Raw genomic sequence first — 12,132 nt, 5'->3', positions numbered from 1 at the left:
TTTGGCAGCTTGGCTGCCGATATAGGACCGAATTATTGAGCACAGTTTATACAGTTTCCTATACAGCATTCAGGAAATTCCTTTCGTGAAATCAGAAAGATATGCATCTCAAAGCCTTGTGACGCAGTATGTCCAAAATCCTCTCTCCCCGACCACTTATCCTGCACCGCGTCCCTCGCGTGCCACCAAATCAACATTTGTTTGAAACCACGGGGCCACTGCCTCGTTGGGCGGTCATGCCGTCCCATTCCGTGTTGTTCGTCTGCCTCGGCAACATCTGCCGATCCCCCCTCGCCGAAGCCGCTTTTCGCCGCGCTGCACAGGAGGCCGGGCTCGACGTGCATGTCGATAGCGCGGGCACGGCCGACTACCATGTCGGCCAGCCGCCCGACCCGCGCAGCATCGAGGAGGCGCGCAGGCAAGGCATCGACATTTCGGGCTATCGCGGGCGGCAGCTGGCGGCAGAGGATTTCCACCGGTTCGATTTCATCCTCGGCATGGACCGGTCGAACATGCAGGGCATCGCCGCACGCAATCCCGGCAATGGCAAGGCGCGCGCGGTCATGCTGCTCGACCTCGTGCCCGGCCAGAAGGGCCGCGAGGTGGGCGATCCCTATTATGGCGGCGCGGACGGGTTTCGCGTGACCTGGAACGAAGTCGATGCAGGCGCGCAGGCGCTTGTCGCAGTGCTGCTGTCCGATCATGGCTGACGAAGATAAGCGGCGCGCGCGGCCGGTCCCGGCATCGCGCCTGGGCAGGCTGGCAGGGTTCAGCGGGCTGGCAGGAGGCATGGTCGCCGGCGCGCTGGGCGAAGGTGCACGGCGACTGGCTGCAGGCGAACGGCCGAGCATGGACCAGCTGCTCCTCACCCCAGGCAATGCGAAACGCATGGCGGACAAGCTGTCGCATATGCGCGGAGCGGCAATGAAGCTGGGCCAGATGATTTCCATGGACGCAGGCGATGTCCTGCCGCCCGAGCTTTCCGCCATCCTCGCCCGCCTGCGCGAACAGGCCGATTTCATGCCGCCGCGCCAGCTCGACAAGGTGCTGGCGGAGCAGTGGGGGGCGGACTGGCGCAAGCTCTTCCGCCGGTTCGAACCGCGTCCGATTGCCGCTGCGTCCATCGGACAGGTCCACCGTGCCCTGACCCGCGACGGGCGCGCGGTGGCGATCAAGGTGCAATATCCTGGCGTTGCCAAGAGCATCGAATCGGATGTCGACAATGTCGCCGGCTTGCTGCGCATGACCGGCCTTTTGCCTGACAGCCTAGACATCGCGCCGATGCTGGCTGCGGCGAAAGAGCAGCTGCGCGAGGAAGCCGATTATGAGCGCGAAGGCCGGATGATGCAGGTCTATGCCGAATTGCTGGAAGGCGACACGCGCTTCGTGATACCCGAACTCCAGCCGGACCTGACCCGCCCGCACATCCTTGCCATGAGTTTCGAGGAAGGCCGCCCGATCGAGGCGCTCGCCGACGAACCGCAGGACCTGCGCGATTCGGTATTCGGGAGCTTCATCGAACTGGTCGGGCGCGAACTGTTCGATTTCGGCTTCATGCAGACCGATCCCAATTTCGCGAACTACCGCTTCCGCGCCGATACCGGGCAGGTTGTTCTGCTCGATTTCGGCGCAGCCCGTAAGGTCGATCCGGCAGTGGCCTCGCACTATCGCCGCCTGCTGCAGGCGGGGTTGGACGAGGACCGCGAGCGCGTGCGCGAGGAAGCCGTCGCCGCCGGTTTCATTTCCCCGCAAGCCCTCGCCCGCCATCCTGAACGCATCAGCCGGGCCATCGACATTATCGTCACCGAGATGGCGCGGCCCGGGCAGTTCGACTTCGGCGACCGGGCCTTCGTGCCCGAAATCACGAACGAGGCCATGCCTATAGCAAAGGACAAGCAAAGCTGGCACGTCCCGCCGCCCGAGACGCTGTTCGTCCAGCGCAAGGTGAGCGGGACCGCGCTGCTCGGCGCAAGGCTGAAGGCACGGGTGGACGTTCGCTCGATAGTCGGGGACCTGCTGGCGGAGACGGCGACCTAGGTTTGCCGGCTGCGTCCGGGGCCTAGCCGCCGCGCAGGGTCTTAACCCCGAAATCGCGCTCGAACAGGTAGAGCAGGATGCGCGCTGCCTCGCCACGGTCGCCCTCCAGCCCGCCGTCGCGTTCCATCAGCAGGCGGGCATCGTCATGCGCCTTGGGCAGCAGTTCGGTGATCTGCTCGAAGCTGGCGATGGCGAAAGGCGTATCGCCCGATTGCCGCGTGCCGAGCAATTCGCCTCCGCCGCGCAGGCGCAAATCTTCTTCCGCAAGGACGAAGCCGTCCTGCGTCTCGCGCATCAGGGCGAGGCGTTCGCGTGCGGTTTCCGAGAGCATTTCGCCGTGCAGCAGGACGCAGAAGCTCTTCTCGCTCCCCCGCCCCACGCGTCCGCGCAATTGGTGCAACTGGGCAAGGCCGAACCGCTCCGCCTGCTCGATCACCATGAGCGTCGCATTGGGCACGTCGACCCCGACCTCGATCACCGTGGTCGCCACCAGCAGCTTGGCATGGCCGCTGGCGAAGCGTTCCATCGCCGCATCCTTCATTTCCGGGGCCAGCTGGCCGTGGACGAGGACGACATCGTCGCCGAACCGCTCTTTCAGCGAGGCGTAGCGAGCCTCGGCCGCCGCGATCTCGTCTGCACCGTCGCTTTCACGAACCATCGGGCAAACCCAGTAGGCCTGCCGCCCTTCGGCGACCTGCGCCGCGAGCCGTTCGACCAGCGCAGGGATGCGGTCCTGCCCCATCACCACCGTATCGATCGCCTGTCGGCCCGGCGGCAATTCGTCGAGCTTGCTGACGTCGAGTTCGCCATATTGCGCCAGCGTCAGCGTGCGCGGGATGGGCGTTGCGGTCATGGCAAGGACGTGCGGCGCGCGCTTGCCCTTGCTTGCCAGCATCAGGCGCTGGCCGACCCCGAAGCGGTGCTGCTCGTCGATCACCACCATGGCGAGATTGCGATAGGCGACCTTGTCCTGGAAAATCGCATGGGTGCCGACGACGATATCGATGCTGCCGTCGAGGAGCCCCATCAGCGTCGCCTCGCGTGCCTTGCCTTTGTCGCGGCCCGTCAACAGGGCAACATGCGCGCCGGTCGGCTCCGCCATTCGGCGCAGGCTATCGTAATGCTGGCGTGCAAGAATTTCGGTGGGCGCCAGGAGCGCCGCCTGCGCGCCCGCCTCCACCGCAATCAGCATGGCCTCGAGCGCCACCACGGTCTTGCCTGCCCCGACATCGCCCTGGAGCAAGCGCAACATTGGCGCTTCCTGCGCCATGTCGCCCTCGATTTCTGCAATCGAACGCTTCTGCGCGCCCGTCAGCGGGAACGGCAGGTCGAGCTTGCCGCGATAGCTGCCATCGCCCTTAAGCGGCTGGCCCTTGCGCCGGCGGTTGTCGGCGCGCACCAGCATCAGGGCCAGCGAATTGGCGAGCAGCTCGTCATAGGCTAGCCGGTCGCGCGCCAGCTCGTCCTCGGCCCTGTGTGCGCGGACCACCGCCTCGCGCCATGCGGGCCAGCCTTCCTTGGCGACCTGTGTCGGTTCGACCCATTCGGGCAGCTGTGGACACCGGGCCAACGCCTGTTCGACGAGGCCCGCCACCTTGGGCTGGGTCAGCCCCTCTGACAGGCGATAGACCGGCTCGCAAAGGCGCTGCAGCGTATCGCCGCCTTCCTCGACCACGTGGTCGGGATGGACGATCTGCAGCATGTCGCCGAAGCGTTCGAGCTTGCCCGCCACCCAGCGAGTCTCGCCGACGGGCAGCTGTTTCTTGGCGGTATAGGACGCGCGCCCGAAATAAGTCAGCGCCAGGACGTTGCCGATGCTGTCCTGCGCCAGCACGCGGTAGGGCGCGCGCGGCGAACGGCCGCTGCGATGTTCGGTGACAGTCAGTTTGACGACAATGTTCTCGCCCTCGCCCGCCTCGTCGAGCGTCTCCACCGCGCGGCGCGACACGAAGCGTTCGGGCAGGTGGTAAACGACGTCGCGCAGCCGCGTCAGGCCTAGCTTGTCGAGCGGCTTCTTCAGTTTCGGGCCGACGCCGTCCAGCGTCTCCGTTTCGGCGAACAGGGGGTTGAGGACGTCGGGCCGCATCGTCCACACGCTATAGCCGCTTGCACGCGTTTGGCGAGTGCCCTACCCGCCCCATCCATGGTTCAAGCCCTGACATTCGAAGGCCGCAAGCAGCGCGCCCGTTTCCGTGCCTGGCACCGTGGTACGCGCGAAGCCGACTACATGATCGGCGGATTCTTCGACCGCTATCACGAAGGCTGGGGCGAAGAAGAACTCGGCTGGTTCGAGGCGCTGCTCGAGGAAGACGACGTCGATGTCATGGCCTGGGCGCTGAAGACGCAGGAAACGCCGGTCCGCTTCCAGGGCGCACTGATGGCGAAGATGCAGCTGCTCGATTACGTCGACATTCCGCGTTGACGGGAACAGGGGGGACGCTATCGCGCTGTCCCTTCGATGCCCGACCTTTCCCGGATCCTCAAAGCCCGCCAGCCGCTGACCCTGGCGCAGGTCGCCCGCGGGGCGCAGCCGCTGGTGATGGCCGACCTTGCGCGCGCCAGCACGGGACGCGCCGTGTTCATCGCGCCTGACGATGCGGCGATGCGTGCCATCACCGATGCGGCGCATTTCTTCGCACCCGAGCTGGACGTCATCGAATTTCCCGCGTGGGATTCGCTGCCCTACGACCGTGCCAGTCCTGCCCTGTCGGTCAGTGCCAAACGGCTGGCTGCGCTTCACCGCCTGCAGACCGGCAAAGCAAAGGCGCAGCTGGTCGTCACCACGGCCAATGCCGTGCTCCAGCGCGTCCTCACGCCCTTCCGCATTCGCGAAAGCGTAAGCGAATTCAAACCCGGCACGGAAATCGGACGTGAAAGCCTCTCGCTGCTGCTCCAGAAGCAGGGCTACAGCCGCACCGACACGGTGATCGACAAGGGCGAATACGCCATTCGCGGGTCGATCGTGGACGTCTTCCCGAGCGGGCTGGACGAGGCCCTGCGGCTCGACTTCTTCGGCGACGAGCTGGAAAGCCTGCGCAGTTTCGACCCGAATACGCAGATGTCCACCGGGCGGCTCGACAGCCATTTGCTGCTGCCCGCCAGCGAGGCCCTGCTCGACGAGGACAGCATCAAGCGGTTCCGCAGCCGGTACCGCGAGATGTTCGGGGCCAATGCCACGCAGGACCCGCTTTACGAAGCGGTCAGCGAGGGGCGCAGGCTCGCCGGGATGGAGCACTGGCTGCCGCTGTTCGAGGACCGGCTAGTCACGCTGTTCGATCACCTCGGCGAAAACGACCTCGTCGTCATCGACCAGGCCGCGCTCGCCGCTGCGGAAGAGCGGATCAAGGACGTCTCGGACTATTTCGAGCAGAGGAAGGCGATCAGCGGGCAGGCCAAGGGCAATTACCGCCCGCTGGCACCCGATGCGCTCTACCTGACTGAAGACGAGTTCAAGCAGGCGCTCGCCGCAGCGCCCGCACACCGCGCCACGCCCTTCGACGAGCCGGAGAGCGACACGGTGGTCGGCTTCGGCTTCCGCTCGGGCCGCGATTTCACGCCCGAGCGAGCGCGCGGCGACAATGTCTATCCGGTGCTGGCGGATCACCTGAAAGCACTCGGCAAGGCCGGCAAGCGCCCGCTGCTCGCTGCCTATTCGACAGGCAGCCGCGCCCGTATCGCCTCCATCCTAGAGGAAGCGGGCCAGCCGGTCGCGCTGGCGGACAGCTGGCAGGAAGCGCTCGGCCTTTCGGCCAAGGGCAAGCCCGCCGCCATGGTGCTGCCGCTGGAAGCCAGTTTCGCCAATGACGAGATGGAACTGCTTACCGAGCAGGACATCCTCGGCGACCGCCTCGTACGCCGCAAGAAGAAGCGCAAGGACGCCGATGCTTTCCTCGCGGAACTGCAGGCGCTCGCGGTGGGCGATCTCATCGTCCATACCGAGCACGGGATCGGCAAGTATCTCGGCCTCTCGCCCATCCAGGTCGGCAAGTCGAAGCACGACTGCGTGCAGCTGGAATACAAGGGCGGCGACAAGCTGTTCATCCCGGTGGAGAACATCGACGTCCTCAGCCGCTACGGCTCTTCCGAAGAAGCGGTGATGCTCGACAAGCTGGGCGGCGAGGCCTGGCAAAAACGCCGCGCCCGCCTGAAGGAGCGCATCCGCGAAATCGCTGGCGAGCTGCTCAAGGTCGCCGCAGCCCGCGCTTTGCGGAAGGCGCCCGTGCTGGAGGTCGAGGAAGGCCCGTACAACCAGTTCCTCGACCGCTTCCAGTACGAGGAAACCGACGACCAGGACCGCGCCATCGCCGACGTCCTGTCCGATCTCGAAAGCGGCAAACCGATGGACCGGCTGGTGTGCGGCGACGTCGGTTTCGGCAAGACCGAGGTCGCCCTGCGCGCCGCTTTCGTCGCCGCGATGAACGGCCAGCAGGTCGCGATTGTTGCGCCGACCACCCTGCTTGCGCGCCAGCATTTCGAGAACTTCAGCCAGCGCTTCAACGGCTTCCCGCTGAAGGTCGGTCGCCTGTCGCGCCTCGTCCCCGCCAAGGAAATGAAGGATACGCGCGAAGGGCTGGAAAAGGGCGATATCGACATCGTCGTCGGCACCCATGCGATCCTCTCGAAGCAGACCAAGTTCAAGAACCTCGGCCTCGTGATCGTGGACGAGGAGCAGCGCTTCGGGGTGAACCACAAGGAAAAGCTCAAGCAGCTGCGCGCCGACGTGCATATGCTGACGCTGACCGCCACGCCCATCCCGCGCACGCTGCAAATGGCGATGACGGGGCTGCGCGAGCTTTCCACCATCCAGACGCCGCCCGTAGACCGCCTCGCGGTGCGCACCTACGTCATGGAATGGGACGACATGGTGATGCGCGAGGCGCTGCTGCGCGAACACCATCGCGGCGGGCAGAGCTTCATCGTCGTGCCGCGCATTTCGGACATGGAGCAGGTGTCCGACTGGCTCCACGAACACGTGCCGGAAGTGAAATTCGTCGCCGCCCACGGCCAGATGGGTGCGGGCGAAATCGAGGAGCGCATGAGCGCCTTCTACGAGGGCAAGTACGACGTGCTGCTAGCGACGACGATCGTCGAAAGCGGTCTCGACCTGCCGAGCGCGAATACGATCATCATCCACCGGGCCGACATCTTCGGCCTCGCCCAGCTCTACCAGCTGCGCGGCCGCGTCGGCCGGTCGAAACTGCGCGCCTATGCCTATCTCACCTACGCCGCCGACACGCAGCTGTCGGAAGTGGCGGAGAAGCGCCTCAAGGTGCTGGGCGATCTCGACAGCCTTGGCGCAGGTTTCCAGCTGGCCAGCCACGACCTCGACATTCGCGGCGCGGGCAATTTGCTCGGCGACGAGCAATCGGGTCACATCCGCGAGGTCGGGTTCGAGCTTTACCAGTCGATGCTGGAAGACGCGATCCTGGCCGCCAAGGCAGGCGAGCTTGGCCTCGAGCCCAAGCGCGAGACGGTCAGCCCGCAAATCACGGTCGATGCACCCATCATGATTCCGGAGGATTACGTCCCCGATCTTGCCGTGCGCATGGCGCTTTACCGCCGTCTCAACGACGCGGAAAGCAAGGGCGACGTCGAGGCGCTGGCGGCCGAGATGATCGACCGCTTCGGCCCTCTTCCCTCGGCGACCGAGAACCTCGTCCGGCTCATCCAAATCAAGCTGCAGGCGATCGAGGCCAATATCGCCAAGATCGACGTCGGCGCCGCCGGCACGCTGGTCACTTTCCACCAGGACGACTTCCCGGACGGCCCGGGCCTCATCGCCTACGTGGACCGCCTGCAGGGCACGGCCAAGCTGCGGCCCGACATGAAGCTGGTGATCAGCCGCGCATGGAATTCGCCGGAAAGTCGCCTCAACGGGCTGTTCCAGTTGACCAAGGGGCTTTCGGGCATCGCCCGCAAGTCGAAGAAACGCGAAAAGCAGGCCGCCTAGGTGGAAGCGAGCGCGAGGAAATCCGTCACCGCGACGGGTTCTGCACGCAGGAAGCCCTGGTAATATTCGCAGCCCTCGGCAGCGCAGAAGTCGCGCTGCTCGGCGGTCTCCACGCCTTCGACCAACACCTTGAGTTCAAGCGCGCGCGCCATGCCCATGATCGCGCGGAACACCGCCTGGTCGCGTTCGTCCTCGGCCACGCCGTCGACCATCGACCGGTCGAGCTTGATGCAGTCGAGCGGCAGCACCTTGAGATAACGGAAATTGCAGAAGCCCGCTCCGAAATCGTCGAGCGCGATACGGCAGTCGAGCAGCTTGAGCTGGTCGAGCACGCTCGCCACGCGGTCGAGGTCGCCCAGCAGCACCTGCTCGATGATCTCCAGTGTCACGCGTTCGAGCGAAAAGCCGACCCGCTCCGACAGGCGCGCGAAATCGAGCGCGAAATTGTCGGCCCCGAGGTCCGCCGGTGTGATGTTGAGCGAGAGGCGCAGGTGCGCAGGCCAGTCGCGCGCCTGCTCCATCGCACGCTGGGCGATATGGCGCGACAGGTGCGCCGTATGGTCTGCGCGCTCGGCAATCTGGAATAGCGACGCTGCCCCCATGCGGCCGATCTGCGGATGGTGCCAGCGGGCAAGCGCCTCGGCCCCGATCATCTCGTCGGTGTCGAGCGAATATTGTGGCTGGAACAGGATCTCGATTTCGTCACCATCGATGGCCGCAAGCAGGTCGGCTTCCAGTTCGTGGCTAGAGCGCTTGCTCGCGGCGGCAGGGCCGCTTGACCAGGCAATGCGCGAGCCTGCGGACTGGCGCGAACGTTCGGCAACTTCTGACAGGCGGTCGAGGATGGAATCGGCATCGTCGTTTTCACCCGCACGCATCAGCGCGATGCGCGGCCAGAGGCGCAAATTGGCGCCGCCTTCGGGATTGGCGATTGGCCCTGCAATCGCATCGGCCAGCGCCTCTGCCAGCCATTGCCAGCGCTCTCTCGTGCACTCCTCGCGCGCCAGCAGGACGAAATTGCCGCCATTCAGGCGCGCTGCCAGCCAGACCCCGCTTTCGAGTTCGTCGGCTGCGAAATGCCGGATGCGCTGGGCCACTTCGACAAGCGCCACGTCGCCTGTGCTTTCGCCGAAAGCGACGTTCACAGTGTCGATCCTGCCGATGGTGATGAGCATCGCGTGGATGGGACAGTTGCCGGCATAGCCCGGCCATTCCGACTGCCAGCGCCACACCGTCCGGCGCATTTGCGCCGGGTCGGCGAGACCCGTCAGAATGTCCCTCGTTTCGTCCATATCCGGCTCAATCGCACGACCCATGCAATACCGCTTATCCCCCTAACGTAAAAATTATGCCACAAATTCCGGCTTTGTTGCCAAATGGGACGCCGTTCCATAGGGATGCGCTCCACTGCCGCGCCGCACCGGCGGGCGAAGACGGGACAGGCAATGGGCGATTACAGCCGACTGGCACTGCTGGTTTCCGATTCCGATCGGGCACAGGAAGCCGCCGAGCAGGTTTTCCGCCCGCTCGCCGACTGGGTCCCGCTGGAAGAGGCGGATGCTGCCGTCGTGCTCGGCGGGGACGGCTTCATGCTGCAAAGCCTCCACGCCATGCTCGATGCGGACCGTATCGTGCCGGCATACGGGGTAAACCTTGGCACGGTCGGCTTCCTGATGAACCGCAACCGCCAGCCCGAACGGCTGCTTGCGCGCATCGCCAAGGCGAAGGAACTGAGCATCAGCCCACTGGCCATGGAGGCGAGGACACAGGACGGGCGCACCCAGCGTTTCTGCGCCATCAACGAAGTCTCGCTGCTGCGCGAAACCCGCCAGACCGCCAAGATCGAAGTTTCGGTCGACGACAAGGTGCGGATCAAGGAACTGGTGTGCGACGGCGTGCTGCTGTCGACGCCCGCCGGCTCGACTGCCTACAACCTCTCGGCCGACGGGCCGATCCTGCCGCTCGATTCCCAGCTCTTTGCACTGACGCCGATCTCAGCCTTCCGCCCGCGCCGCTGGAAGGGCGCGATCATCCCTGACCGCAGCTGCGTGACCTTCCGCGTTCTCGAAGCGGACAAGCGACCGGTGGCAGCCGTGGCCGACCAGCGCGAGCTGCGCGACGTGGCCGAAGTGCGCCTGGAAATCGCGCGCGAAAAGGCGCTTACCCTGCTGTTCGACCCGGGTCACACGCTCGACGAACGCATCGTTGCAGAGCAATTCGTGGTCTGAGTGTGGGCAGCGGTCCACACCGCCCCGATTTTTTGAAAAACCCGGCTTGCCAAAGCAAATCCTCGCCCATATAGGCGCACCCCTGCCTTCGGGCTGCTCCCCGATAGCTCAGCGGTAGAGTAGGTGACTGTTAATCACTTGGTCGTTGGTTCGAATCCAACTCGGGGAGCCACTAATTTCCGCTACAGCGTTGAGATTTAAGAGCTTTTTGGCGTAGCCAGAAAATCGCTCCCACGTTTCTTACCACATTAGGCAGAAAAATGGCTGTTCCGGTCGGCGGCTAATTTGGACGTGGCCCTAAAGCAGTGCGAATGGCCGATATTGGGTGGTAAGCGGACTTTCGTGATCAGGCGCATTTGGCAAACTGGTTTGCAAAGTTGACCCACCATTCCCAATGAACAATCCGGCTCATTATCCAGATGTGACTGAGCCATAGCCCGCTGGCGAGAAGAAAGGGGAAGCGGATGCTGCCTTGTAGCTTGTCCCATGCCACAAGAGTGATCGCCATCACCGCAGGAATTGACTGAACCACGAGAAGTGGAAGGCCAGGAAAACCATGAGGTTCTAGCAGCAGGGAGTAAAATCGCCCAAGCGATGGAACAACAAAAACCAGCCCAGTGGCGATCATAAAGCGTGCGTGTAATTCGTGATTACGCCGCGTCAGAAAAGCAAGCCCTGCCATGAGCGCGAAATTGAGTGAAAGAAAGAGGCTGAAGTAGAAGCCGCGCGCGCCCATGGAGTTGACGCCTTCGCCAAGGCCGAAGATCGCGACATGCACCCCCGAAATCACAACTAAGGCTGCAACGAGGAAGCCGATCTTACCGACCTTTCGATGAAGTGACCGACGCTTTGTCCGAATAAGCCAAGGCTGGACAATCAGCAGCCCGACCCAGGTAAGCATGACGATCGCATGGAAGTGATGGGCGAAATCGACACCGCGGAAAAGCTTGCCGAAATAGGTCACCCAAAAACCGCCGACAACGAGTGCCAGCAGACCTAGGAACCAAAAGGATACGTTCCTGAACTTTTCCAGAGAGCCTTCCCCCCGACCGCACGCTAGCAACAGGGCTGCTCGCTAATCAACGGTGTTCGTTTAGAGAGGGCCGACGAAAGTCCGCAATTGGGTCGTTAGCCGCCCGTCCGCTCCTGGCACATCGCTAACTCGGCAAAACTGTCGCTAGATGGGTGAAAAGCGGACTTTGGGCAGCCGGGGCCTGAAGTTGACTGCTATAGATGTTGGATTGCACGCGTAGGGGATGGCAGGTCGAACGAGTCGGCACGTCCATCACGTCCAAAACCATTCTAACCGGGGGTCAATTTGCAGCGCGTTTTGATCATTGGACCCTGTGGCTCAGGCAAATCCACCCTTTCCCGGGAACTTGGGGGTCGGCTTCATCTTCCGATTTACCATATGGACCACTTGGGCTGGCTACCCGGATGGGTAGAGACCGACAAACACGAGTTGAGAGAAAAACTGGGTGCGCTCGTAGCGACTGATCGCTGGCTGATCGAGGGTAATTACGGCAGCACGCTCGATCTCCGTCTTCCGAGAGCAGACGCGATAATCTACCTCGACTTTCCCATCGGCCTCTGCCTTTGGCGCCTGATGCTGAGAGTCTTCCGACACCGTGGCACCACACGTCCGGACATGACCGAAGGCTGCCCGGAACGCTTTGACCTAGAGTTTTTCCTCTACGTCTTGTTCTGGAACCGGGGCCCGCGTCCTCGCACAGAGCAGGCACTAGAAGGTCATCAGGCCAAGATAATTCGCCTGCGCGGACCAAAAGAGCTCAAGCGGTGGCTTGCGGCACTTTGACGCGGAAGATGTCGATAAAATTGTGTCCGCAACCGGGTCGTTAGCCGCCCGTCCGCTCCTGGCTCATCGTTAGCTCGGTGAAACGGTCACGAAGTGGGTGG

Annotated in this window: 9 protein-coding genes and 1 tRNA gene; 7 read left to right on the top strand and 3 right to left on the bottom strand. The window is 63.7% G+C overall.

The window, feature by feature from the left end; translation table 11 throughout:
• Positions 1-236 precede the first annotated feature (236 nt).
• Together GRI42_RS02325 and GRI42_RS02320 are read left to right on the top strand one after the other, a co-directional pair.
• A complete protein-coding gene (locus GRI42_RS02325) occupies positions 237-710 on the top strand; it encodes a low molecular weight protein-tyrosine-phosphatase (RefSeq protein WP_160606555.1) in 474 nt (157 codons plus the stop codon).
• On the top strand, positions 703-2,037 hold the full coding sequence (locus tag GRI42_RS02320; protein ID WP_160606553.1) for an ABC1 kinase family protein: 1,335 nt from the start codon (positions 703-705) through the stop codon (positions 2,035-2,037). Before GRI42_RS02325 ends, GRI42_RS02320 begins: the two co-directional genes overlap by 8 nt.
• 22 nt (positions 2,038-2,059) lie before the next feature.
• Here the strand turns inward: GRI42_RS02320 and recG are convergent, their stop codons facing one another.
• The gene (recG, locus tag GRI42_RS02315; protein WP_160606551.1) at positions 2,060-4,123 is read right to left on the bottom strand and encodes an ATP-dependent DNA helicase RecG; all 2,064 of its coding nucleotides are present in this window, start codon (positions 4,121-4,123) and stop codon (positions 2,060-2,062) included.
• Between the two features lie 57 nt (positions 4,124-4,180).
• Between recG and GRI42_RS02310 the strand changes: the two genes are divergently transcribed.
• Both GRI42_RS02310 and mfd read left to right on the top strand, forming a co-directional pair.
• A complete protein-coding gene (locus GRI42_RS02310; protein ID WP_160606549.1) occupies positions 4,181-4,459 on the top strand; it encodes an FAD assembly factor SdhE in 279 nt (92 codons plus the stop codon).
• A 36-nt stretch (positions 4,460-4,495) separates the two neighbouring features.
• The gene (gene mfd, locus GRI42_RS02305) at positions 4,496-7,987 is read left to right on the top strand and encodes a transcription-repair coupling factor (protein ID WP_160606547.1); all 3,492 of its coding nucleotides are present in this window, start codon (positions 4,496-4,498) and stop codon (positions 7,985-7,987) included.
• Here the strand turns inward: mfd and GRI42_RS02300 are convergent.
• Positions 7,984-9,279, bottom strand: a complete 1,296-nt coding sequence (locus GRI42_RS02300; RefSeq protein ID WP_234033798.1) for a bifunctional diguanylate cyclase/phosphodiesterase — start codon at positions 9,277-9,279, stop codon at positions 7,984-7,986. The genes mfd and GRI42_RS02300 overlap by 4 nt on opposite strands.
• Positions 9,280-9,432: 153 nt before the next feature.
• On the opposite strand from GRI42_RS02300, the gene GRI42_RS02295 reads away from it, so the two are divergent.
• Both GRI42_RS02295 and GRI42_RS02290 read left to right on the top strand, forming a co-directional pair.
• The gene (locus tag GRI42_RS02295) at positions 9,433-10,215 is read left to right on the top strand and encodes an NAD kinase (protein ID WP_160609034.1); all 783 of its coding nucleotides are present in this window, start codon (positions 9,433-9,435) and stop codon (positions 10,213-10,215) included.
• A 97-nt stretch (positions 10,216-10,312) separates the two neighbouring features.
• Positions 10,313-10,387, top strand: a tRNA-Asn gene (locus GRI42_RS02290).
• Positions 10,388-10,561: 174 nt separating this feature from the next.
• On the opposite strand, the gene GRI42_RS02285 is transcribed toward GRI42_RS02290, so the two are convergent.
• On the bottom strand, positions 10,562-11,179 hold the full coding sequence (locus tag GRI42_RS02285; RefSeq protein WP_160606543.1) for a hypothetical protein: 618 nt from the start codon (positions 11,177-11,179) through the stop codon (positions 10,562-10,564).
• Positions 11,180-11,626: 447 nt separating this feature from the next.
• Here GRI42_RS02285 and GRI42_RS02280 point away from each other — a divergent pair, with 447 nt between their 5' ends.
• Entirely contained in the window at positions 11,627-12,031 is a 405-nt protein-coding gene (locus GRI42_RS02280) for a P-loop NTPase family protein (protein WP_234033733.1), read from the top strand.
• Positions 12,032-12,132: the final 101 nt, after the last annotated feature.

The sequence above is a fragment of the Qipengyuania gaetbuli genome (assembly GCF_009827315.1).
Lineage (GTDB): Bacteria > Pseudomonadota > Alphaproteobacteria > Sphingomonadales > Sphingomonadaceae > Qipengyuania > Qipengyuania gaetbuli.
This window is presented reverse-complemented; position numbering and strand designations above follow the sequence as displayed.

Coding starts and splice junctions, on each gene's coding strand:
- GRI42_RS02300 (WP_234033798.1), bottom strand. CDS start 9,279: ATGGACGAAACGAGGGACATTCTGACGGGTCTCGCCGACCCGGCGCAA.
- GRI42_RS02295 (WP_160609034.1), top strand. CDS start 9,433: ATGGGCGATTACAGCCGACTGGCACTGCTGGTTTCCGATTCCGATCGG.
- mfd (WP_160606547.1), top strand. CDS start 4,496: ATGCCCGACCTTTCCCGGATCCTCAAAGCCCGCCAGCCGCTGACCCTG.
- recG (WP_160606551.1), bottom strand. CDS start 4,123: ATGCGGCCCGACGTCCTCAACCCCCTGTTCGCCGAAACGGAGACGCTG.
- GRI42_RS02325 (WP_160606555.1), top strand. CDS start 237: ATGCCGTCCCATTCCGTGTTGTTCGTCTGCCTCGGCAACATCTGCCGA.
- GRI42_RS02320 (WP_160606553.1), top strand. CDS start 703: ATGGCTGACGAAGATAAGCGGCGCGCGCGGCCGGTCCCGGCATCGCGC.
- GRI42_RS02310 (WP_160606549.1), top strand. CDS start 4,181: ATGGTTCAAGCCCTGACATTCGAAGGCCGCAAGCAGCGCGCCCGTTTC.
- GRI42_RS02280 (WP_234033733.1), top strand. CDS start 11,627: ATGGACCACTTGGGCTGGCTACCCGGATGGGTAGAGACCGACAAACAC.